This is a genomic window from Pseudoalteromonas sp. S2755 (assembly GCF_005886535.1).
Taxonomy (GTDB): domain Bacteria; phylum Pseudomonadota; class Gammaproteobacteria; order Enterobacterales; family Alteromonadaceae; genus Pseudoalteromonas.
Genome location: NZ_PNDS01000019.1, coordinates 1 through 24,970 on the forward strand (window position 1 = coordinate 1; position 24,970 = coordinate 24,970).

The 24,970-nt window shown below is 44.0% G+C and carries 16 protein-coding genes, 1 tRNA gene and 1 pseudogene; 15 read left to right on the forward strand and 3 right to left on the reverse strand.

Annotated features, from left to right (window positions below; genetic code table 11):
- The 6 genes and pseudogenes from CWC03_RS03810 to CWC03_RS03835 form a co-directional block, all read left to right on the forward strand.
- Positions 1-256: pseudogene (locus CWC03_RS03810) on the forward strand (hypothetical protein); the annotation flags it as partial.
- 316 nt (positions 257-572) lie between these two features.
- Positions 573-3,080 (forward strand): DUF5666 domain-containing protein, encoded by a 2,508-nt coding sequence (locus CWC03_RS03815; protein ID WP_138580650.1) that lies wholly within the window; start codon positions 573-575, stop codon positions 3,078-3,080.
- A gap of 319 nt (positions 3,081-3,399) precedes the next feature.
- Complete coding sequence (locus CWC03_RS03820; protein WP_138580651.1) at positions 3,400-5,439, forward strand: bifunctional 2',3'-cyclic-nucleotide 2'-phosphodiesterase/3'-nucleotidase; 2,040 nt, start codon at positions 3,400-3,402, stop codon at positions 5,437-5,439.
- A 325-nt stretch (positions 5,440-5,764) separates the two neighbouring features.
- On the forward strand, positions 5,765-6,805 hold the full coding sequence (locus CWC03_RS03825) for an efflux RND transporter periplasmic adaptor subunit (RefSeq protein WP_138580652.1): 1,041 nt from the start codon (positions 5,765-5,767) through the stop codon (positions 6,803-6,805).
- Positions 6,806-6,814: 9 nt separating this feature from the next.
- Positions 6,815-9,931: an efflux RND transporter permease subunit gene (locus CWC03_RS03830; RefSeq protein ID WP_138580653.1), complete on the forward strand. Its 3,117-nt coding sequence runs from the start codon at positions 6,815-6,817 to the stop codon at positions 9,929-9,931.
- A 166-nt stretch (positions 9,932-10,097) separates the two neighbouring features.
- Complete coding sequence (locus CWC03_RS03835) at positions 10,098-10,979, forward strand: patatin-like phospholipase family protein (RefSeq protein WP_128728153.1); 882 nt, start codon at positions 10,098-10,100, stop codon at positions 10,977-10,979.
- A gap of 43 nt (positions 10,980-11,022) precedes the next feature.
- Here CWC03_RS03835 and CWC03_RS03840 read toward each other — a convergent pair whose 3' ends face one another.
- Both CWC03_RS03840 and CWC03_RS03845 read right to left on the reverse strand, forming a co-directional pair.
- Complete coding sequence (locus tag CWC03_RS03840) at positions 11,023-11,853, reverse strand: CvfB family protein (RefSeq protein WP_138580654.1); 831 nt, start codon at positions 11,851-11,853, stop codon at positions 11,023-11,025.
- A gap of 2 nt (positions 11,854-11,855) precedes the next feature.
- Positions 11,856-13,187 (reverse strand): DEAD/DEAH box helicase, encoded by a 1,332-nt coding sequence (locus tag CWC03_RS03845; protein WP_128728151.1) that lies wholly within the window; start codon positions 13,185-13,187, stop codon positions 11,856-11,858.
- Between the two features lie 208 nt (positions 13,188-13,395).
- On the opposite strand from CWC03_RS03845, the gene trhO reads away from it, so the two are divergent.
- The 9 genes from trhO to bamJ all read left to right on the forward strand — a co-directional run bounded on the left by trhO (position 13,396) and on the right by bamJ (position 23,470).
- Positions 13,396-14,379 carry an oxygen-dependent tRNA uridine(34) hydroxylase TrhO gene (gene trhO, locus CWC03_RS03850; RefSeq protein WP_138580655.1) on the forward strand — a complete coding sequence of 328 codons (984 nt, stop codon included), beginning with the start codon at positions 13,396-13,398 and terminating at the stop codon, positions 14,377-14,379.
- Positions 14,380-14,683: 304 nt separating this feature from the next.
- Entirely contained in the window at positions 14,684-16,066 is a 1,383-nt protein-coding gene (locus tag CWC03_RS03855; protein WP_138580666.1) for an NAD-dependent succinate-semialdehyde dehydrogenase, read from the forward strand.
- 101 nt (positions 16,067-16,167) lie between these two features.
- Complete coding sequence (locus CWC03_RS03860) at positions 16,168-17,178, forward strand: L-threonylcarbamoyladenylate synthase (RefSeq protein WP_138580656.1); 1,011 nt, start codon at positions 16,168-16,170, stop codon at positions 17,176-17,178.
- Between the two features lie 199 nt (positions 17,179-17,377).
- Positions 17,378-18,415, forward strand: a complete 1,038-nt coding sequence (locus tag CWC03_RS03865) for an efflux RND transporter periplasmic adaptor subunit (RefSeq protein WP_138580657.1) — start codon at positions 17,378-17,380, stop codon at positions 18,413-18,415.
- Between the two features lie 45 nt (positions 18,416-18,460).
- Positions 18,461-21,511 carry an efflux RND transporter permease subunit gene (locus CWC03_RS03870; protein ID WP_171040200.1) on the forward strand — a complete coding sequence of 1,017 codons (3,051 nt, stop codon included), beginning with the start codon at positions 18,461-18,463 and terminating at the stop codon, positions 21,509-21,511.
- A 234-nt stretch (positions 21,512-21,745) separates the two neighbouring features.
- Positions 21,746-22,117, forward strand: coding sequence for a hypothetical protein (locus tag CWC03_RS03875; protein ID WP_010379077.1), 372 nt, complete (start codon positions 21,746-21,748; stop codon positions 22,115-22,117).
- Between the two features lie 90 nt (positions 22,118-22,207).
- Positions 22,208-22,298: transfer RNA gene (locus CWC03_RS03880), tRNA-Ser, on the forward strand.
- Positions 22,299-22,351: 53 nt separating this feature from the next.
- Positions 22,352-22,735: a hypothetical protein gene (locus CWC03_RS03885; RefSeq protein ID WP_138580659.1), complete on the forward strand. Its 384-nt coding sequence runs from the start codon at positions 22,352-22,354 to the stop codon at positions 22,733-22,735.
- A 120-nt stretch (positions 22,736-22,855) separates the two neighbouring features.
- Positions 22,856-23,470 carry a BamJ family beta-barrel-assembly machinery protein gene (gene bamJ, locus CWC03_RS03890; RefSeq protein WP_010379072.1) on the forward strand — a complete coding sequence of 205 codons (615 nt, stop codon included), beginning with the start codon at positions 22,856-22,858 and terminating at the stop codon, positions 23,468-23,470.
- 95 nt (positions 23,471-23,565) lie between these two features.
- Here the strand turns inward: bamJ and asnS are convergent, their stop codons facing one another.
- Positions 23,566-24,963, reverse strand: coding sequence for an asparagine--tRNA ligase (gene asnS, locus CWC03_RS03895; protein WP_010379069.1), 1,398 nt, complete (start codon positions 24,961-24,963; stop codon positions 23,566-23,568).
- Between the last annotated feature and the right edge of the window lie 7 nt (positions 24,964-24,970).

Here is a 24,970-nt window from a genome sequence, read left to right on the forward strand (position 1 = left end):
CAGAAAGCCATTTTATATCCCCATAGAAGACCTAGAGTATGTTGTTGGTCCAGAAGTAAAAAATATGCGAGGCAGCGCATCAATGCAAACGGGTTACTTAAGTTGTAGAAAATACCCCGAGCACTATTGGTTTGGAAATCGTATTGGTATTGCAGGGGGCGGCGATACTCACGATTGGTCACAAATGAATAGGTTTATGGATATTACTCAACCGATTGACGAGTACTATCACAGTGCTATGGAGTATACGTTTTAAAAGAATAGGAATGCTCACGGCAATGGTCCATTTCCCGAGGTGATGAAAAAGTACTTTGATGCAGATGACTGCCAGATTAATCGCATGGAAGTGTGGTGATATGAATTATAAAAACTTTCATCTGCAGCTACGCGGCTCTCATTATGATAGCTATTTCAACAAGCAAACCAATTTAATATCAGTTTCCAATTAGGTGGATACCAAGGTATCAGTAATAAAGCGGGTATTCATTTTTGGCCGTCTAGAGTGCATGTTAAGTTTTTGTGGCAAAGCAGCTGCATGTACTAAATGAGCCAAAAATTTAGGAGATTATGTAATGGATAGAAAATGGTTATTACCATCATTATTGGCATCAAGTAGCCTTCTGGTCGCATGTGGGGGCGGTAGTGATGACGATCCACAACCTGGCGATAACACCGGAGCCAAAGGTTCAATAAAAGTCATAGTACAGGGCTTACCTGCAGGTTCCGAGGCAGACCTAACGCTAACAGGTCCTTCAAGCTATAGCGAAGATATTTCTACTACCACTACACTCAATGCGCTTGCTACGGGTGAATATAAGCTAACCGCTACCTCTCGTTCTGTAAATCAGGCACTTTATCAACCTAATGAAGAATTAATCACCGTTGATTTAAGCAGCAATGAAGAAGAAACAATCACCATCACTTACCGGACATCAGTCAATGCAGAGGGAACGGTAACGGGATTTGGCAGTGTGTATGTGAACGGTGTGCGCTATGAAACGACACCAGAGCAACAAGCAAACCTTAAAGTCGGTATGCAGGTTGACTTACAAGGTAAACAAGGAGCAGATGGTGGCTTTGCGGTTGCAGATTCTATTACCTACGATGCAACCGCTAAAGGTGTAGTGACCGCAGTAGACTATGCAAATCAAACAATTACCGTTTTAGGTCAAGAATTTGGTGTTGATAAGCGCACAAAGCTCACTACCGCATTTACTGAGTTAAATACGGGAGACTTTGTTGAGATCAGTGCGCTGCATCAAGGGCAGGGTCAATACATCGCTACCCGTATTGATGTTGAAGAACAAAATGGCGAGTTTGAGGTTGAAGGCAAGGTTTCTGAACTAAACCTCGATGCCAAGACATTTAAATTAGGCGCGCTTATTGTTGATTACAGTCAAGCGACAGCGGTTGAAGGCATAATAGAAAACGATGCAATAGTAGAAGTAGAAGCATCAAACTTGCCTGTAGAGGGCGTTTTACTTGCAGATAACGTCGAAGTTGAAAGCGCCAATTCAGCGCCTCCGGGAGCGGTGGCTAAATTCGAAGGAATAGTAACTCAAGTCAATGACGATGCTTTTGCAATTGGCGGTCATACTTTTACATTGAGCGATGAGACTGACTTTAAGAAAGGCGACGATGACGACTTACAAGTCGGTATGCGTGTATTTGTACTTGCCGTTGTTACAGATGATAGTCTGATTGCGAAAAAAGTGCGCTTCGACAAACAGTCAGAAATAGAACTAACTGGCGTAATTGACGCAATTGATCTCGAAGCACAAACACTTACGGTATTTGGTAGCAGTTATTTTGTAGATAACTATACCCAATTTGAAGATGAGTCAGATGCTGAGGACAAAGAGTTAAAACTCGAGAAGCTTAATATTGGCGATGTCGTTGAAATTGAAGCTTTTGGCTTTGAAGATGCTTATGTCGTGAGAGACTTAGAGCGCATCTCTGCGAGTGATTTTAATGATCAGCAAGAGCATGAAGTTGAAGGAAAAGTTACTGCTGTGAATGCAGCTGAGCAGACAATCACTGTTGGTAAACTGGTCTTTGCCATCAATGGAGCAACTGAACTTGAGCTTGAGAGTGATGTTGATCTAACTGTATTTTTTGAACAAATAGCGGCAGGTGATATCGCGGAAGTTGACTATGTGATCCAAGGTGATGCACTTATCGCTACGAAAGTTGAGGTTGACGACAAGGACGACGACTTTGATGACCGAACTTTTGAATTAACAGGTAAGGTTTCGGACTTTAACCCTGTTGATGCAACTTTTAGCCTCAATGGTAAAACCGTGTTTTTTGATGAAAACACTGAGTTTAAAAACGGCATATTTGTTAATGACGACTTCGTTGAAGTCAAAGCGATTCAGCGTGCCGACGGCTCAGTTTTTGCGCTTAAAATTGAAATTGAATCTGAAGACGGCATTGAGCTTGAAGTTGAAGGTAACGTCACCAACTTTGTCTCAGCGTCTGAGTTTATGGTGAATGGCATTTCAATTACCACGGATAACAATACTGAGTTTAAAGATGGCAGCAGTGAGAACTTAGCTGATGGCGTCTCAGTTGAAGTCGAAGGGGTATTAACCGAAGATAACGTATTGTTGGCTAAGAAAGTTGAATTTGATGATGACGATGCCGAGGAAGTAGAGATTGCGGGGGTTATCGAAGGCTTAGTTAAGGATTCTCCGTTTGATTATCAGTTCAATCTCGGCGCGCAGCGTGTTCAAGTTAACACAAACACAGAGTTTAAGAATGGTAATTTTGAAAAACTAGACAATGGTTTAGAAGTTGAAGTCGAAGGGTACACCACAGATGGCGTGACAGTAGTTGCTAAAGAGCTAAAGTTTCAAGCAATAAAATACGTAGAAGTTGAGGGGGCAATCACGCAAGTTGATTCATCAACTATGTTTTATGTACTTGGCCAAAAAATTAAAGTGTCTGAGCAAACTCAGTTTGAAGATGGCAGTCAGTCTGATATTGCAACAGGTAAAAATGTAGAAGTTGAAGGCTATTTAGTAACCGAAAATGGTGAAACTTATATTCAAGCTGAAAAGGTAGAGTTCGAAGACTAAGTACCACTAAATGTAAAGTAAACAATTAAAGCCTCCGGTATGGAGGCTTTTTTGTATATTTATCACTTTAAAGTTAACTCACTTTTCCTGACTTAGTAGCGTCATACTTCTAGCACCTAACTGCCATAAAATCTTAGCTTTCCTGACTTTTTTCCCTCGTATAGTGACACCCGCCAGGTAAAACACAACGGTTTATCCCGACTCGCTGTGCTTCTAGGTTCAGCTTCTATGAAGTGGAATAAGAAGAGGTGTGATTTGGTATTACCGAAATAATTAAAAGCATGCGCACGGGTATGCAAACAAAGCAAAGAAAGGACTTATGAAAACAAAACTACTTCCAATCGCACTACTGTGCGGTGTCACAAGCATTATTACTGGTTGCTCTGATTCAGATAACGATGTTGATTTAAATGTGCCAAAAGGGCCTGATATTCCAAAAGAGGGCACTGCGGTATCTTTACGTTTACTAGAAACCACAGATTTGCATGCAAACGTATTGAACTACAACTACTTTTCAGACAAACAAGATGACAAGGTGGGTCTAGTGAAAACCGCAGCGTTAATCCATCAAGCGCGAAGCCAAGTTAAAAACTCCATGTTGGTAGATAATGGCGACTTGATCCAAGGTAGTCCGCTTGGCGACTATATGGCGAAAATCAAAAACCTCAAAGAAGGTGAAGTTCACCCTGTTTATAAGGCCATGAACACACTAGAGTACGATGTCGCAAACATTGGTAATCATGAGTTTAACTTTGGTCTAGCATTTTTAGAAGAAGCAATCGACGACGCAAACTTTCCCTATATTAGTGCAAACGTGTTTAAGGTTGATGGCGACGAAGATGAAACAAATGATGTGCCGTTATTTAAGCCTTTCCTAATTCAAGAAAAACAATTCTTTGATGAGAATGACAAGCTTCAGGTGATTAAAGTCGGCTTCATCGGGTTTGTTCCACCACAAATCATGCAATGGGATAAGGCCAATCTTGAAGGCAAAGTGATCGCCAAAGACATCGTAAAAATGGCAAAACACTATGTACCTAAGATGAAAGCTGAAGGCGCGGATATTGTCGTTGCTATTCCGCACTCAGGCCTAGACGTGTCAGCCGATAAGCCAATGGCTGAAAATGCATCTTATGCTTTGTCCAAGGTGGATGATATAGACGCCATTATGTTTGGTCACGCGCATGCAAACTTCCCAGGTTCGGGCTATGTAGACTTAGCGGCACATGGTGTTGATAACGATAAAGGCACAATCAATGGCGTTGCGGCTGTAATGCCTGGTTTTTGGGGCAATCATCTTGGTGTAATTGACCTAGATATCCAATTTAAATCAGGTAAATGGGTGGTGGTTGACTCACAGTCGACGCTGAAAGCTATCTATGAAACGGATGAAAATCGTAACACCGTATCTTTGGTAGAAAGCGATGCCGCAATTGAAGCGGCGGTACATCGTGAGCATGCTGAAACTCGCGCATGGGTGAATGAGCCTTTTGCTAAAATCACCAACACAGTGAACAGCTATTTTGCATTAGTGAATGACGATCCATCAATCCAAATCGTGACTGACGCACAAGCATGGTATACGGCAAAAATCGTACAAGGTACCGAGCTTGATGGGTTACCTATTTTGTCTGCGGGTGCGCCTTTTAGAGCAGGGCGTGGCGGGCCTGATGACTTTACCGCCATACCTGCAGGTGATATTGCCTATCGCAACGTTGCGGATATGTACATTTATCCTAACGTACTTAAAGTGCTAAAGCTCAAGGGTAGCGAAGTGCGCGAATGGCTTGAAATGTCAGCAGGACAGTTCAATCAAATCACACCAAATACAGAGGGCGTTCAAGCGCTGATCAATCCAGACTTTCCTTCATATAACTATGATGTCCTTGATGGCGTAACGTATCAAATCGATATCACCGAGCCCGCACGCTACGCGGCAAACGGTGAAAAAGTGTCGAACGGTAACCGCATTAAGGCATTGAAGTATCAAGGTGAGTTGGTGAAGGATGACCAAGTATTCTTGGTTGCAACGAATAACTATCGTGCATCTGGTGGCGGTAATTTCCCAAATATAAACGGAGATAAAATCGTTGTTGACTCGCCAAATGAGAACCGCCAGGTCATTGCTGACTATATTACTTTTGTTAGCGACCAAGTTGGTGCTGCAGGACTTGATCCATCGGCAGATATGAATTGGTCATTTGTACCTGTGGTTGGCGCGAATATTGAGTTCTTTAGTTCAACGAGTGCGGATGCTGAAACCTATAGTCAGCAATTTAATCATATCTTGCCAACGGGTAAGACGAATGACCAAGGATTCGCGTTATACCAATTAGACTTAACGCAGCCTCTAAACTAAATCCGCATATCAAAAAGTAGGCGAGGGGTTGAGAGCTCGCCTCATATTTTTCTGCTATAGCGGCTATCCCTTGGCTATTCTAACTTTTCTCCCCTATTACGCAGCACATTTTGTGTAGCTCAGCTTGTTTAGATAGTAATGATTGCTATTTGTGTTAATGTGATGACATTTTAGCGACTTAATCTTGCATAAAATGAAAGCTAATTTATCTCTGTATAAGTAGCAAGATAGAAATTTAAAGCACACCAAGCTAAGTAAAAATCAATACGTATCATTGATGGTTTACGTGTTGAATGAAATAGGTATTACAATTGGAACGAACGACATGAAATGCGCATTAATATTACTCTCCCTGTTATCTTTTAATCTCTATGCTGCAGCGGTCAACGTTGTGGTCACTGATGTAAAGCAACAACAGCTTGAACGAACATTGTCTTTAACGGGCTCAATTAGTGCAGCACAACACGCACAAGTGTCAAGTTTAACCGATGGTGTAGTAACTAAGATTTCAGCTGAAGCCGGTGATATTGTTGAAGCAAATGCTGTACTTTTAAGTCTCGATGCAGCTTTAGTAAAAGCTGAGCTGAAAAGTGTAGAAGCCGCACTTGAGCGCGCCAAAGTCGATCGTAACAATGCGATAAGGTTGGTAAAAGAAGCACAGTCTCTATCGCAGCAAAAATTATTTGCGCAAACTGAGCTTGCTGACAGACAGGCTAAGTTACAAGCATCAGAAGCCTCTCTTTTAGAAGCAAAAGCTAACATCGCATATCAGCGAGAACTTGTTAACCGCCATCAATTAAAAGCGCCTTTTACGGGCGTGATTGCAAAGCGCACAGTTAATTTAGGTGAGTGGGTGACTCGTGGACAAACGGTGTTTGAATTAGTGAGTAGCGATACCCTATGGCTCGATTTGCAAGTACCACAAGAATACTTTCAACTTATTAACCTCGGCCGTGTCGTTAATTTTAGTGTTGCAAGCGCGCCAAGCGTGCAGCATCAAGCTCATGTATTGGCAAAGCTTCCGGTCGTCGACAAAACCAGTCGCTCGTTTCTATTAAGATTGGCTATCCCAAAAGATGCACAGTTGCGTGTGGGCGCATCGGCTACGGCGAAACTGCCGCTAATTCGAGCACAAGATCAAAGCGTGATTATTCCTAGCGATGCGATTTTACGTCATCCCGATGGTGGGTTTAGTGTCTTTGTGGCCGTTGACGGTCAAGCAAAGCGGTTAAACGTAAAAATTGGTGAGCGAATTAATGGTCATATTGAAGTTCTATCCGGCTTAGAGGTAGGGCAAAAAGTGGTGGTCGAAGGCAATGAGTTATTGCAAGAAGGCCAGGCATTAAACATTGTACCGGGTTTATAGGAGCGGGTGATGTTAAGAGCCAGTGTAAATCATGCCATTTTAGTTGCGGTCACGGTATTGATCTGTTCGATATTGGGCATTGTTGCCGCATTTAAAATACCGGTGCAAATGATCCCAGATCTTGAAGTAAGAACCATCACTGTGGTGACTAATTGGCCCGGAGCAACGCCACAAGATGTCGAGAAAGAGATACTTATTGAGCAAGAAAGGTATCTTCGCTCACTTGCGAATCTAAAGCGCATGTCTAGTTATGCAAATACAGGTGAGGCTGAGATAGAGCTTGAGTTTCCATTTGGTGTCGACGTCAACGAAGCGCTCATAAACGTGAGCAACGCGTTATCTCAAGTGCCAAACTACCCTGAAAACGTCGACCAGCCGGTATTGTACAGCAGTGCGTTTTCGAGCAATGCCTTTATGTTTTTTAATTTAAAGCCGCAACCGGGAAATCCACTCAATCTTGATATCGATATGCTTCGCGATTACGCCGAAGACTTTATCCGTCCAGAAATGGAGAGAGTTAGTGGAGTATCTCAGGTTGGTGTGCGCGGTGGTGCACTCTATCAGGTGCAAATTTTGGTCGATCAAGAACAATTGGCGAGTCGTGGAATTAGCTTAGTTGACGTTAGAAATGCAATACGCAGTCGCAACCAAGATGCCTCTGCCGGCGATATAGACAGTGGTAAACGGCGCTATTTGCTGCGTATGGTTGGCCGCTTTGAGTCAGCTAAAGCGCTAGAAGAGCTGGTAGTCAGTCACCGTGCGGGCACAACAATTAAGCTCAAAGACATCGCTCAGGTAAAGCTTGATCATTATGAAGTACGTGATATTGCTTATAACAATGGTGAACGAACATTAATGCTCTCGGTAAGACGAGAAAGCGGTTCTAACGTGATGGCGATTAAAGAAGAAATGATGGAGGTGGTGGCTCGCATCAATCGCGATATGCTCGCAAGTAATGGATTGCAACTGACGCTATTGAGCGATGATGTTCGTTACGTTAAAGGATCCGTTGAAAATGTTTGGACTAATTTAGCACTGGGTGCGGTGCTTGCGACTCTGGTGATGTTTTGGTTTTTAAAGAGCCCACGCTCAACCTTTATTGGTGTGATGGGCGTACCAATTTGCACCATCGCGGCATTTTTGGGTCTGTTGCTATTTGACAGAACGATCAACGTGATTTCCCTCGCCGGCGTTGCGTTCGCTATTGGCATGACGGTTGATAACACTATCGTTGTACTTGAAAACATAGAGCAAGCAAGACGCCGAGGTCTCGACAAACTTCAAGCAGCCATTATCGGTGTTCAAGAGGTATGGCCTGCGGTGCTCGCTTCAACTCTAACCACAGTGTTGGTATTCGCACCTATTTTGTTTATTCAGCAAGAAGCCGGACAGCTGTATTCCGATGTCGCAATAGCGATTTCAGCTGCAATCATCGCTTCTATGTTGGTTGCCTTGTTTGTGGTACCTGCGGCAAACGCAAATTTTGCCTGTAAGGAGATCTCCAGTGGCATGTTGTCCACGCCTAAACTGCCAACGTTTATTCCGGCGATGTTATCAAGTCCGCGAGCTCGCATCGTGTGTATTGTATTGGGCTGTATATTGTTACTCGGTGGTGCATGGTTATTTATGCCTAAAGCTGAATATTTGCCTGAGGGAGAGGAGCCAAAAGCGTTCTCTATGATGATAGCGCCACCGGGCTATAATCTCAGCCATATGCAAAAGATCGGCGATGAACTACTTCCTTATTTAAACAAGCACTTGGAAAATGATGACAGCGACTTTGTATCGGGTAAAACGTCATTGCCACCTTTAAAGTATTATTCGATGTCTGTTGGTGTTGGCAGCATTTGGCTATTGAGTGAACCATATAACAGTGATCATATCGATGAAATGATGGAGGCAATCACGACCAAGTTTAGAAGCTACCCGGGAATGCGTGCGTTCTCGTCTAGAGGCTCGATTATCTCAAGTAATGATGGCGGTTCAAGAGCGGTAGCATTGGATATTAGCGGTACAGATCAAACGGCGCTCTACCGGGCGGCAGATGCAGTGTATCGGTTAGCGGGGGAGGTCTTTGATAATCCACAAGTGGATTCAGCACCGTCTTCTCTGACACTCGACCAGCCGCTAATAGAAATTCAACCTAGGTGGCAACGGTTGGCTGAAGTGGGTATGAGTGCTGACGAACTCGGCTATACGGTCGCAGCCCTGAGTGACGGCGCTTATGTTGACGAGTTGATCTTAGACGATGACAAAGTAGACGTCTTTTTATTTTCTGAGTCGGGTAATAAGCAAAGTCTTTCGCAATTAGCGCAGTCTCCAGTTGTCACGAAAGCTGGGCTGATCCCGCTAAGCGCTTTGGCCGATCTACGAGAAAAAGCAGACAGTGATAGTTTGCGTCGAGTTGATGGTCGAAGAACCGTGACTGTATATATTATTCCACCAAAAAATGTCGCGCTAGAGGAAGCGCAGGAATTAGTAAGAACCGAATTATTACCGCAGCTTCAAAGGCAGGGCGATCTGCTCCCTGGTGTTAATGTAAGTATCGGTGGTGCTGCCGATCAGTTAGACAAAACTAAAGAAGCACTGGGCAGTAACTTTATCGTTGCATTAGCGTTGTGTTACTTATTACTTGTTGCAATCTTCAAGCATTGGGGCTATCCGTTATTTATTATGGCAACAGTGCCGCTTGGCATGGCCGGGGGATTACTTGGACTAATTGCGATTAATGGTATTGGTAGCATAACAGGCACCTTCCACCAGCCTTTTGATATGATCACTATGCTTGGCTTTTTAATCTTGTTAGGGACTGTGGTTAATAACCCTATTCTGATAGTGGATCAAAGCCGCAGAAATCTTGAGAGTACCGCGATGAGTGTATACGACGCGGTGATCTCAGCACTACAAACGCGATTAAAACCGATTGTGATGTCAACGATGACAACCCTATGTGGTCTTGCGCCATTAGTGTTTATTCCAGGAGAAGGATCTGAGCTTTATCGAGGCGTTGGCATGATAGTGCTTTGTGGTATTGCCATGGCAACTATCGTCACGCTCACCATTTTACCCGCGTTATTAGTCTGTTTTTTAAAACGACCAGTAGAAAGCTCAGTAAGCAAACTCTAACCACATATTAGTCACAATGTGGATGTTATGTATGAAAGCCCTGCTTGAACGTTTCTGTTCAGCAGGGCATTTTTAATTGCTAAGTGCCATGAAAGCTTGAAATTTACGCTCTTTGCCCACAAAGAAATAAGATGTGTACAGGTTTACATGGCAAATAGAGCACAACATGACAAATAACATACGCTCTGCAATTATCGCGGAGGGCGGAGGTCAAAAAGGCATTTTTACAGCGGGCGTGCTTGATGCTTTTCTTGAGAAAAAATTTACGCCTTTTGATTTAAAAGTCGGTGTTTCAGCGGGCGCACAAAATCTCGCGGCTTACTGCGCTCGCGCAAGCCAATATGCGCAAACCGCCATCGAATCTCTGACAACAGAGCAGCAGTTTTTCCGTCCTGCCCGATTTTTTACCGGTGGGAACGTTATTGACTTGGACTGGTATTTTCAGCAAGTAGAGCACAGTGGCAAAGTACGGTTTCCTACCGAGCCTAACTATCTCACACCTGAGAGCAATTTTTATGCGGTTGCAAGTCACCTCGACTCGCTTGAACCACATTATTTGCATACCTGGCACGATAATATGTTTACCCATTTAAAGGCTTCTAGTGCAATCCCTTTTTTGTATCGTCCAGGCGTTAAAGTTGCAGGGCACGGTATGATGGATGGTGGCGTAGCCGATCCTTTACCCGTGCGCTGGGCACACAGTCAAGGGGCAAAGACGATTTGGGTGATCAGAACCATAGAGGCACATGACGACGGCAAAATGCCAGTGCTTGAGCGCTTAAAGCCAATCATGCGGCGGGTTAATCAATCTCCTCGAATGTTCGAAATGTATCATCACTATCAAAGCCGCTATGCCGATGCGGTTAACTTTATGAATTCACCACCTGAGGATGTTAACGTCATTCAAATAGCGCCCAGTAGACCATTGGAATCCATGATTTTAGGCTCAAGCCCTGAAACCTTAAAATCTGATTATAAATTGGGATTTGAACTGGGATTAAAAGCGGTAGATAAATGGCGTGATATGCTTGAAGTAAGCGTAATGTAACAAGCAAGTCTCAGGTTGAGACTTGCTTATTATTTGCTTGTGCTTAAGACTTGCGAATTGAAATAGAAGTCGCTTCGATATCAATTCGGCCATCTTTGAATAAACCACCGATGGCTTTTTTAAAGTTAGCTTTAGAGGTAGAGAAAGTACGCTTGATGGCGTCAGGATCTGACTTATCGCCCAGCGGTAAATAACCGCCACTTTCTTCGAGCTTGCTATAAATGATTTCCGCAAGGTCTTTTACTTTACCAATACCTGGCTTTTCTAACACGATATCAATCTTATCTTCGTCATGAACCGCTTTTACAAAGCCTTTCATGCGCTGACCGATATACATGCGCTTAAATACATCATTGAAAAAGACCAATCCAAAATGTTTTTCATTGACGATCACTTTATAGCCAAGATCGGTTTTTGCCGCGACAATTAGGTCTACTTCTTCGAATTTTTCGTACTTGGCTTTTGATTTACCTAAGAACTTACCCAGCGCACTAGACGCACAAATGCGTTTACTGGCGTTATCGAGATACAACTTCACTAAATAGCTGTAACCATCGCGCATTTTTGGTTTTTGTTCATTGTATGGGGCAAGCACGTCTTTATCTATGCCCAAATCCATAAAAGCACCAACCTTATTGATCTCTTTTACGCGAAGCAGGGCAAATTCGCCGACTTGTGCAAGTGGCTTTTTGGTTGTTGCCGTTGCGTGTCCCAAGTTATCTAAATAGATAAATACTTCGACAGAATCCCCTTCTTCGGTATGCGTTGGCACTTCTGTTCGAGGAAGAAACACATCACCAAGCTCACCACCGTTTAAATAAGCGCCTTCCGCGGTAAGCTCTTCAATGGTTAACATTTTGATTTGACCTAACATGGTTATTCCTCGTCAGTTTGTGGTTTTGGTTTACGACGCATCGGCATAGTACCGTCAATATCAATCGGTGGCGGGACCACTTTTCTCGGTTGTGATTTTTTCACCGGCTTTTTCTTAGGTTTACTTGTTTGCTTTGGTGTAGACGCAGCAGGGCGATTTTTACTCTGCTGTGGTTTTTGCTTAAGTCCTTTGAATTTACCAACAAGACCAGAGACTTCTTCAAAACGTAGTGGCTCATCAAGGTAGTTTTTGATTGCCACATAGCTATCCCAATCTTTAGGGCCAACAAATGAAATCGCAGTGCCTTTAAACCCAGCACGTCCTGTACGACCGATACGATGGACATATTCTTCTGCCTGCTTAGGCAAGTCAAAATTCATAACATGGGTAACGGAGAGCAAATCGAGACCACGAGAGGCAACGTCTGTGGTAACCAGCACTTTATAGATCCCACGGCTGAAGCTTTCCATAATGTCTAACCGCTTATTTTGTGGCATATCGCCCGACAACGATACCGCTTTAATCGACATCTCATTTAGCAGTTTGCTTAATCTGTCTGTGTCGCCACGGGTTGCGGTAAAGATAATGCACTGTCCTACGTCATCCTGTGTGATGAAGTGTTTAAGCAGTGCTTCTTTATGATCTAAATGATCGGCAAAGTAGAGTGCTTGCTTAATGTCTTCATGCTGCTGATGGGCGTTGCTCAACATAATGCGCTTTGGCGATTTAAGTAATTGACGTGACGATGCTTCTACTTGTGTATGATCTAGCGTAGCTGAAAATAGCAGCGTTTGTCTTTGGCGGTGATCTGCAGAGTCATTAATGACGTCTAACTGTTTTTCAAAGCCAAGGTCAAACATACGATCTGCTTCATCAAAAATAAGCAGCTCAAGACCACCTAAAAATAATGAGCGATTTTCAACGTGATCGGCAATACGACCAGGAGTACCCACCACAAAATGCGGGTCGCGGCGTAGCGCTTTTACCTGATCATTGTAGTTTTCACCACCCAAAATCTTACAGACTTGAATATTAGTGCCAGCACACAGTGCACGACACTCAGAGAACACTTGAGTCGCGAGTTCACGAGTTGGGGCTACGATAACAACGCGAGGATCGCGTTTGCTTAGCGCTTTTTGTTTCATTACACGCTGTACGGCAGGCAGCAAGAAGGCTAGGGTTTTGCCAGAGCCTGTTTTAGACTGCGCAAAAACATCGTGGCCAGCTAGAGCCGTTGGGATGGCATGCGCTTGGATCTCGGTCGGTTCCGTGATCCCTTGGTGAGCCAGTTGTTGTTCTAGGCGCGTATCTATCCCAAGTTCAGTGAATCTCAAGTCAATTTCTCCAAGTCTTGAATTTTAAAAACACGAGATTATACCAAAGCATAGACGCTATCGGATATAGAATTTGTGTTTTTTGCATTTTAATCAAAAATCCGTAAAATACGCGCCTCAGCGCCGGGTTTGCGACTCGGTTTTCGTGCTTTACACATCGGCATGCTTAATGTGTAAGCTAATCAAAGCTTAAATCTAGGAAAATACAATGTCAGAACAATACGTTGTTTGTGCTATGTACAAGTTTGTCTCTTTACCTAACTATCAAGAGATAAGACAGCCACTTCACGATGTGATGGAAGCGAATGAAGTTCGCGGTACGTTATTACTTGCAGAAGAAGGTATCAATGGTACCGTTGCCGGTAAACGTGAAGGCATTGATGCGCTACTTGCATGGTTAGACAAACAACCAGGCCTTGATAACATCGTTTATAAAGAGTCGTTCGATGAAACTTGCCCTTTCTACCGCACTAAAGTAAAGCTTAAGAAAGAAATCGTGACCATGGGTGTACAAGGTATAGACCCAAAAGAAGTGGTTGGTACGTACGTAAAACCACAAGATTGGAATGCATTGATTTCAGACCCTGACGTTGTACTCGTTGATACGCGTAACGACTATGAAATCGAGATCGGTACATTCAAAAATGCCATCGATCCTAAAACCAAGACTTTTCGTGAATTCCCTGAGTGGGCGCAAAATAACTTAAACCCAGAAAAACACAAAAAAGTGGCGATGTTCTGTACTGGCGGGATCCGCTGTGAAAAATCAACAGCGTATATGAAAGAGCAAGGCTTCGAAGAGGTTTATCACTTGGAAGGCGGTATTCTTAAATACTTAGAAGACGTGCCAAAAGAAGAAACCATGTGGGAAGGTGAGTGTTTTGTCTTTGATAACCGTGTTGCTGTTGATCATGACTTAAACAAAGGGTCTTATGATCAATGTCATGCTTGTCGTATGCCAATCACGGAAGCAGAGAAGCAACTTGAGGAATATATGGAAGGGGTGTCTTGTCACCACTGCCATAAAGACCTTACAGAAGAGCAAATTGCACGATTTGCTGAGCGTCAAAAGCAAATTGAGCTGGCTAAACAACGCGGCGAAGGTCATATCGGCCACGAAGCACAGGATGCTATTCGTAAGCGCAAAGAAGAAAAGCTAGCGCAAAAAGAAGCGCAACGTCAAAAGCGCTAAAGTTACATTGTACTAAGAATACATAATAAAGGGACCGGTTGGTCCCTTTTCTCTGCTAAACCTTTCACTGCCAGCTATTTGCGCAAGCGCCATTTGCTTTGCAAACTTTTCATATTAGGTGTGTAGCCTTTTCTAATTTCCGTTTTCAAATTCTTTGAAATCTAATTCTGTAATTAAATTAATTCATAATAATCAATGGGATATCTATTGTTCTCAGATTGGTGCTTTCCTTGCTTATTCAAAGGCTATCGCTGTAAATCTAAAAATTGATTTACGCCGTTAAATTTTTTGAAGGAGCTTTATGATGTCAAACACGGTAACCACAATTAATCCTGCGACAGGACAACCCGTTAACGAATATACTTTAATGGGTTTGGATGAGGCGCAAAAGGCGGTGGACTTAGCCAATGACTGCTATTCATTTTGGAAGAAAACCACATTCACGCAAAGAGCGCAAAAGCTAAACAGGCTTGCTGATTTAATTGAGCAAAATAAATCCAAGTTAGTTTCACTGATGACCGAGGAAATGGGCAAAGTGACGGAGCAGGGTGAACAGGAAGTCTCCTTGTGTGCTGAAATTTGCCGATATACCGCCGAGCATGGCGAAAAAGAATTACAGGATGAGCATCGGGTATTTGAGCAGGGACATGCTATTATCACTTATCAACCAATAGGCGTGATCTTAGGAATACAACCTTGGAACTTTCCACTTTATCAGGTGATTAGATACAGTGTTTCAAACGTGATGGCGGGCAATACCACGGTAATGAAACATGCCTCAAATGTATTTGGTATGGCTAAATTAATTGAAGAGTTGTATTTAGAGGCAGGCTTTCCAAAAGGTTGCTACCAGTCACTATTAATTGACGGCGAGACAGCAAGCGAGTTGATAAAAAACCCACATATTCGCGGTGTTACATTTACCGGAAGCGATAAAGTAGGTAAACAAGTTGCCAAACAAGCTGCTGAGCTTTCTAAAAAAACTGTCCTAGAGCTTGGCAGTAACGATGCCTTTGTGGTGCTGGCAGATGCTGATATTAACAAAGCGGTGTCGGCGTGTATTCAAGGTCGTATTGTCAACAACGGTGAAACCTGCGTTGCCGCGAAGCGCTTTATTATCGTTGATGAAATTTATGATAAATTTAGAGAGGCTTTTGTGGCTGGCTTTAAGCAGCTTAAGGTGGGAGATCCTACCGCAGTAGACACCGACTTAGGGCCTATGGCGCGCAAAGACTTACGTGATGAATTACACCAACAAGTTGAAGCGTCCGTTGAGGCTGGAGCGACTTGTACGCTCGGTGGAGAAATTCCGAAACAACAAGGCTTTTATTATCCAGTCACCATTTTGGAAGACGTTAAACCCGGTATGCCAGCTTATGATGATGAATTGTTTGGCCCTGTGGCGTCGCTAATTCGTGTGAATGATGAGGCTGAGGCAATGATGGTAGCCAATGATTCACGCTATGGTTTAGGTGGCGGCATTTTTTCTGAAGACACCCAACGTGCAACAGAACTTGCTATTAAGGAGTTTGACACTGGCATGGTGAATATTAATGGCTATTCGCTGGCACAACCAAATTTGCCGTTTGGTGGTGTTAAAGACAGTGGCTATGGTAGAGAGCATGGTGGCTTTGGGATAAAAGAGTTTGTTAACGTGAAAACCGTAATGGTCGCAAGCGCTGAATAACGCAAACCAGTCCTAGTTTTTATGCTGGAGCCAGTAATACTGGCTCTTTGCATTTTAAATTGGTTATAATTCGCGTCCATTTTTTACACTGAGAAAAACACGTGGGCGAAGCGAGCTTAACAACCTTACATTTATTAGCAACTGATCCAAGCGCAGCGGCGCAAGCAGCTGAACTTGCACGTAATGGTCAACTTGTAGCGGTTCCGACAGAAACCGTTTATGGCTTAGCAGCAGATGCAAAGCAACCCGATGCGGTTAAAAAAATCTTTGCAGCAAAAGGACGCCCAGCTGATCACCCGCTAATCGTACACCTCGCTGACAAGTCTTTGGTTACTGAGTGGGTGGAAACATTACCTGACTATTTTGACGCTTTAGCTGATGCGTTTTGGCCGGGGCCACTGACGATCGTTGCCAAAAAGCAAGCACATGTGAGCGATATAGTGACAGGCGGCCACCCAACCGTGGGTATACGTGTGCCAAATCATCCTGCAATGCTAGCATTATTACAGCACATTAACTCCGGGCTTGCTGCGCCTTCTGCTAATCCTTATAAAAAAATTAGTCCAACCACCGCCGAACAAGTATTGTTTGGATTGTCGGGAAAGATAGCGGCTGTGTTAGACGGCGGCCCATGTGAAGTGGGACTTGAGTCTACAATTGTCGATATATCTTCAGCCACACCGAGGATCTTGCGAGCAGGCCCTATTACTAAAGCTGCACTTGAAGCGGTGCTCAATATTGAAGTGGATGAGCCTGATGTACACACCGTAGCCGTCCCTGGTAACGTAAAAGCCCATTATCAACCAAGCAAACCGCTCACCCTGTTGTCAACGGAAGAGTTAGCTGTTCGCCTATGCGGCCAGTGCGAAGCGAATACCGGTGTATTGTATTATTCACCACAAATTGAGCGAATGATCTCTGAGAATTCAGCAAACAACGAGCTGGTGGATCTTAAGCTTGGTGCTGACAAAGCCAAATATGCGCAGGGGCTTTATCACGGGTTACATCAATTGGACCAATCAAGTGCAACCGAGATTTTGCTGGAAGCACCACCTACGGCGCCCGAGTGGCGTGATGTTAACGACAGACTGATGCGTGCGGCCGCACAATAGACATAATTTGGCGCGGTAGTCTATCGCGCCTCACTCCCCCCTCAATCTTTACATAACTTTACCTTACTTTACATGGGCTTATCTTGCCTTTGAAACGCTGCAAGGCATACTGCATCTTATCGCACTTATACTGTGTGTTATCGAATAGTTTATCTTGATGTGAGTGATTAACTGTTACACTCAAATATAGCTAAGAACAATAGAAATTATTAAGGTTAATATGTGTAAAGTAACGCGCTTGGTGGTTTTTACGGCCACTATGCTGATAACCAATGCCGCTTTGGCAAAACCTTCGCAAGTGATTGCAGAGCCTATTCAATTTGAAAGCAGTAGCCAGCAAATTCAGGCTGTAGGTAATGCTGAAGCTATTCAATCGGTTATTTTGTATCCCGCGATTGGTGATAGGGTGACTGCGGTACATTTTAAACCGGGCGATGAGGTTAAAGCGGGTACTTTGCTATTGGAGCTAGACTCACGCCGCCAAAAAGCGGCGCTTGAAGAAGCTAAAATTCGTCTTGCAGATGCGCAGCGCACCGTCGATCGCCTAACTGATAGCCAAAAGCGCGGTGCCGTCCCAATTAATGAATTAGATAAAGCGGTAACGGACAGAGACTTAGCAAAGGTCGCCTTGATCCAAGCTGAGAATGAATTAGAAGACCGCCAAGTGATCGCCCCTTTTTCTGGCGTAATGGGACTCACCGACGTTGAGGTTGGAGATCGCATTACCACCCAAACCGCGATTGCGAGTATCGATAACTTTGACAAGTTGTATGTTCAATTTGCGGCACCGGAATCAGCGTATGGCATGCTTAAATCGACCGATAGCGTACTGCTGACACCTTGGAATGATAATTCAACACGGATAGACGCAAAGATAGCGCAAATGGACTCTAGAATAGACCCAACAGCCCGCACACTAAAAATCAAAGCCATCTTTGAAAACCGCAATGATCGTTTTTTGCCTGGAATGAGCTTTAGAGTATCGCTAACGGTATTAGGTGAAGAGTTTGCCGTTATTCCTGAAGCCGCACTGCTTTGGGGCGCAACAGGTCCTTATGTATGGAAAGAAGTAGATGGCAAAGCCAAGCGTATTGATGTGAAAATCCAACAGCGTTTGCCGGGTAAATTGCTGGTATCAGGCGAATTGGCTGCAAGAGAGTTATTAGTTGTAGAAGGGGTGCAACGTCTTCGTCCTGGGCAAGAAATTGCGGTGACGAATGCACTGGCGAAGGAATAAATCGTGACTAAACCGGAGTTACCACAGTTACAAGATTTACCGTCGATGGCCATTCGTCGTCCGGTATTAATCGTTGTATTAAATTTATTAATTATTATTGCAGGTATTGCTGCATTGGCCGGCGTTGAAGTTCGTGAACTGCCCGATGTGGACAGGCCGCGTTTAACGGTGTCCGCATCTTTTCCTGGCGGCTCGCCTGAGACTGTCGATACCGAAGTGACGAGTAAGTTAGAAGGGGCAGTTGCGCGTGTCAGTGGTGTAAAAAGCATTCGTGCACAAAGTGAAGAGAATAATGCACGGATTGTTGTTGAATTTCGTCCGGGCATTAATCTAGATGATGCAGCCAACGAAACACGCGAATCCGTTTCTCGAGTACAAAGAGAGCTACCAGAAGAAGTTGAACGGGTGTCTATTATTAAAGCGGATAATGACGCAGAAGCCGTGGTGTCTTTAACTGTAAGTAGTGCCTCTTTGACACTTGAAGGGTTGACCGAGCGAGTAGAAAAAGACTTAGCACCGCAGTTTTTAACTATTCCAGGCGTAGCCGATGTGCGCCTGAACGGCGATAGAGAGCGGGTGCTGCGCGTAAGACTTGATCCCTTAAAACTGACAAGCTTTAATCTAACCGTGCCAGATGTAGCTGCGGCGCTTAGACAAGCCCCGTTTGATGTGCCCGCCGGCAGTTTAAAGTCGAACGATCAGCAGCTGATTGTCCGTGCCGATGCCACTTCTGTAACTGCTGAGCAGGTGAGTGATATCATCATTCGTGGTGAGACTCGGGTGGGGGATATTGCCTCTGTGTATTTTGGACCGGCTGATCCTCGTTCTATGGTGAGACTCGACGGAGAGCCTGTAATTGGGCTTGAAATCATTCGCCAAGCACAGTCCAATACCATTGAAATCTCAGACGAAGTGCTGCAGCTCGTTGATAAGATAAAAGTACGCTTTCCAGATCTGGAGCTATTCGTCACCTCCGATGATGCACAGTTTATTCGCTCATCCGTAGACGAAGTCTTAAGCTCTTTGGTGATAACCATATTGCTGGTGGTATTCACGCTTTGGGTGTTTATTGGCTCGTGGCGTGCGACGCTTATTCCAGCTTTTGCGATCCCAGTCGCGCTTATCGGTTCTTTGGCGCTGATCTGGGCGCTTGGCTTCTCGGTTAATATTTTAACCTTGCTAGCACTGGTGTTGGCTACAGGACTTATCGTAGATGATGCGATTGTTGTTAGTGAGAATATTCAGCGTCGTCGTGGCGAAGGGATAGGTCGTCGCGCCGCAGCGGTACTAGGGACAAGAGAAGTCTTCTTTGCTGTAGTCGCGACAACCGCAGTACTTGCTGCGGTATTCGTACCGATCGCCTTTTTACCCTCAACTGCGGGCCGACTGTTTAGGGAGTTTGGTGGCGTGTTAGCTGGTGCCGTGATTATTTCTTCATTTGTGGCGCTGTCGTTGGTGCCAGCATTAACGTCTAAGTTAAAAGTAAAGCAAGATAGCAAAAAGCATCTATTTTCGAGTATTGGTGTGAAACTCGCAAAAATGTATCGCGGTACGATCCACTGGGTGCTTGACCATGCATGGCTAACTTTTGGTGTATTTGTGGTTATTGCGAGTTTGTCTGGTGCGCTCTATTCGCAATTGGATAATGAGCTTTTGCCATCTGAAGACAGAGGTAAAATTCGCATTTTCGCAAGAGGGCCTGACGGTGTTGGTCTTAACTTTATGGATAGACAGGCCAAACAAATGGAGGACATTTTATTACCCTTTGTAGAAAGCGGAGAAATAGAGTCAATCTATACGGTTGTTGGTCAGTGGGATCCCAATATTGTATTTATCACTGTGCCATTAAAGCATTGGGATGAGCGTCATTTCTCGCAACAGGAAATTATCGATAAGATCAGAGGACCGCTTGGTAATATACCCGGTGCACCTGCGCGTGCCTTTGGAGCAAATAGCTTAAACCTAAGAGGCCAAGGTGGTGGTATCGAGCTTGCGCTACTTGGTAATGACTATTTAGAGATCTTTAAAGCAGCGCAACAATTTGCGGCTTTGGTCGAAACAGAAATGCCAGATGTGGCCCCGGTGCAAATCTCTTATCAACCCTCACAACCTCAGCTGCGTGTAAACATTGACCGCAGAAGAGCAGAAGAGCTTGGCGTTAGTTTGAGTGACATATCAACGACACTTAGGGCGGCGATTAATGGCGATGATGTTGCTGATTTGAATGTTGGCGACCAATCCATACCAATTATGCTGCAGGCTCAAAACCATACCATCAGAGATCCAAGTGATTTGGCTAACCTTTATGTTGGCAGCCGCTCTGGTGCGTTAGTTCCACTAAGTAGCCTTGCCGTTATTGTCGAAGAGGGCGTAGCTGCTGAGCTTGAACGCCACGCTCAGCGTCGTAGTATCGAGCTGGATATGAAACAGCCAGAAGACATGCCTATGGCTGAAGTGGTCGAAAAATTACGAACGCTGGCAGATCAGAGTTTACCCGACAGTGTGACGCTGGCGTTTAAAGGGGAAGCCTTAACGTTTGAAGAAACGGCCAATGAAGTGTTACTTACCTACGTGCTGGCGTTCTTAATTGTGTTGCTTGTGCTAGCTGCGCAATTTGAAAGTGTAAACAGTGCCGTTGTCGTGATGATCACAGTTCCGTTTGGGATCACCTCTGCCATATTGGCGCTGTATCTTACCGGTACTTCGTTAAACATATTTTCGCAAATCGGCTTAGTGATGTTGATTGGTTTAATTGCTAAAAATGCCATCTTGTTAGTTGAGTTCGCAGATCAGTTACGTGATAAAGGACGGTCAGTAAGACAAGCTGTTGAAGAAGCTGCGGTGATCCGTTTGCGTCCTATCATGATGACCTTAGTATCTACATTACTCGGTGCTTTACCGTTGATTTTATCGGTTGGCGCAGGTGCTGAGTCGAGAAATGCAATCGGTTGGGTTGTATTTGGCGGTTTAGGCTTAGCGGTTTTCTTTACGCTTTACCTCACACCTGTCGTTTATCTCGGTTTAGCGAGATTTACAAAACCGAGGGCGGATGAAACCAAATTATTAGTGGATGAACTTGATAAAGCTGAAAGTTAAATTCCCCCGTTAAAAATAAAGTAAGTTGAGCGCAGCAATAGCTGCGCTTTTTTTATACAGCGATTAATGTTGTGGTAACACATTCTTTGATACTTTTTGTTGAACTTTTCATTATTTAAACTGTCACAACCGATGTGGTTGTTTTATAGCCATTATGTTTGCTACTCTAAGACAGTAAATCCTGTTTTCTATAACAATAATAAAAATAACAAGCTAATTGAAAGAAGATGTGTCATGGGTAATTTATTTTTAAAAGAACGGGAAAATTGGACCGCCTGGATTATTTGGAGCTTGATAGGATGCACGGCAACCGTTGCATTATCGAGTTATACCAGTGAGATATGGATGGGGCTATTAGCGCCTATCTTGGTATTAGGATTACTAACAACATGGATGAGTTACACCAAGCGATTTGATTTTTCCAGAGCATTCAAAGTGCTCAGTACCGTAGTGTTGTTTTCATCTATTCCGGTTATCATTGAAAAAGTGCTGCCTGCAAAAAATGCAGTCATTGGTATGATTGATTCGGGGATCATCGTGATAGCAATGGTTATCGCCAGTTGTATTTTTGCTTACATTGCCAAAAGGCCAAAGCAATATTATTGATTATTCGGCTATTATTTACGCTTTTGAATGCAAAAATTGAAATAGTGCTTTACAACCGATGGATAACTCCATAAAATGCGCGCCAACAACGGAGAGATGGCTGAGTGGTTGAAAGCACCGGTCTTGAAAACCGGCATACGTTAATAGCGTATCTAGGGTTCAAATCCCTATCTCTCCGCCACCTCATTCCCAAAACCGCCTCCAAATGGCGGTTTTTTTCGTTTGGAGGCGTGTATGTCTGCGGCTAGTAACATGGCAATAATAAAACATAGTTCTATTTGGATTGTATTTAGTTATTTTTATCTTAGTGGTCTAAATATGGCGCTAACGTTGTCGATTGATTCGCAACAAGACCCTGGTATCACAATGACGCTGCTGCATGTTTTTTTATTCAATTGCCTTGTTGGTCATCTGATCACCAAATATGAAAAATCTTGGCCAGAAATCGCCAGTGTGGTTATTGCATTATTTGGTGTGGTTGGATTTGGACACTACTTTGTTGGTAGCTTGGGAGAGTACAGTGATGAGCTTAATATTGGTCTTGTATTATTGCTGCCATTTGCAACCTTTGCAATGAAAAAACTCAAACAATACGCCGAAGAGAAAGCCGCTAGTTAGCGGTTTTTTTGTGTCCGACGAATAGCTCGACTGCTTGATAATCAAGCAGCTCCGGTATCTTGCCTATTTTGGCTGTGATACAATCTAAGATTCTTGTTAATAAAAAAATATGGAAAGACTATGTCTCAATTCAACACAGACGCAGATAAAGCGAGTTACGGTATTGGTTTACAAATGGGTGAGCAACTTAAAGCAAACCCTTTTGAAGGTCTAAACCTTAACTCTGTATTCGAAGGGATGAAAGACGCTTATGCTGGTGACAGCTTCCGCGTTGAGATCCCTGAAATTCAAGCGGCATTTGAGAAGATCAATGCTGAAATCCAACAGCGTCGTGAAGAAGAAGCTAAAGTGTTAGCTGCTGAAGGTGTTGCATTTCTAGAAGAAAATGCAAAGCGTGCTGAAGTAACGGTAACTGAGTCAGGTCTTCAGTATGAAGTAGTTGAAACTGGCGAAGGTGATAAGCCTGTTGAAGATTCAAAAGTACGCGTTCATTACCACGGTACTCTAATCAACGGTACGACTTTTGACAGCTCTTACGAGCGCGGCCAACCAGCTGAATTCCCAGTAAATGGCGTGATCAAAGGTTGGACTGAAGCACTTCAAATGATGCCTGCGGGTTCAAAATGGCGTCTATACGTACCGCATGAGCTTGCATACGGCGAGCGTGGTGCAGGTGCTGCAATCGCACCTTTCTCAACGCTAATTTTCGACGTTGAGCTACTAGAAGTTTTATAATAACTTCGCGTGATCAAAAAAGGCCTTCTTAATGAAGGCCTTTTTGCGTTTAGCCAAAGCTGCTGAAAATACAACTTTGGCTGTTCGACAAGACTTTAGTAAGTCGCGCTGCCTTTAGTACGAGGGAAGGCAATAACGTCACGTACGTTGCCCATACCAGTAACATAAGCAACCAAGCGCTCAAAGCCAAGGCCAAAGCCTGAGTGAGGCACTGTTCCATACTTACGTAGGTCACGGTACCAGCTGTAATCTTCTTTGTTTAAGCCCATCTCTTCAAGACGCGCATCTAGCACATCTAAACGCTCTTCACGCTGTGAGCCACCAATGATTTCACCAATACCAGGCGCAACGACGTCCATAGCAGCAACGGTTTTACCGTCTTCGTTTTGGCGCATGTAGAATGCTTTGATATCACGAGGGTAGTTTTTGATAACTACTGGTGCGTTAAAGTGTACTTCAGCTAGGTAACGTTCGTGCTCTGATTGTAAGTCGACGCCCCACTCAACAGGGAATTCAAATTCTTTATCACATGCTTTTAGAATTTCGATAGCGTCTGTGTAATCTACCTGAGCAAAGTCTTTATCGATGAATGATTCTAGGCGAGTAATGGCATCTTTTTCGATGCGCTGTGCGAAAAACTCCATATCATCACGACGTTCGTCAAGTACTGCTTTAAACACATACTTCAACATGTCTTCTGCAAGCGCTGCGATGTCGTTAAGGTCGGCGAATGCCACTTCAGGCTCAACCATCCAAAACTCTGCTAAGTGACGAGAAGTGTTTGAGTTTTCAGCACGGAATGTTGGACCAAAAGTATAGATTTTTGAAAGGGCACTCGCGTATGTTTCACCATTAAGCTGACCAGATACGGTCAAGAATGCTTCTTTACCAAAAAAGTCTTCTGAATAGTCTACATCGCCTTTGTCTGTGCGTGGTAGGTTATTCATATCAAGTGTAGATACACGGAACATCTCGCCTGCGCCTTCACAGTCACTTGCGGTAATGATAGGCGTGCTGATCCACTGGTAGCCACGCTCATGATAGAAACGGTGAATAGCTTGTGCAAGACAGTTACGTACACGCGTAACCGCGCCCATAACATTAGTGCGAGGGCGAAGGTGCGCATGTTCGCGTAAGTATTCAATACTGTGGCGTTTTGCAGCCATTGGGTATGAATCTGGATTCTCAACCCAGCCTAATACCTCAACGCTGTTCGCTTGGATCTCAAAAGATTGACCTTGACCTTGTGATTGTACAAGCACACCAGTCACCGCTACTGAACACCCAGCAGTAAGACGAGTCACTTCGTCATAATTATTCAGCGAATTAGGGACTACGGCTTGAATAGGGTCAAAACAAGAACCGTCATGAACGGCTAGAAATGAAATACCTGCTTTTGAATCACGTCGTGTACGGATCCAGCCTTTTACTGTTACTTGGCTGTCAACCGCAACGGTGCCTGCTAGTAGCTCCGTTATCGCTGTGTGGCTCATCTTTACT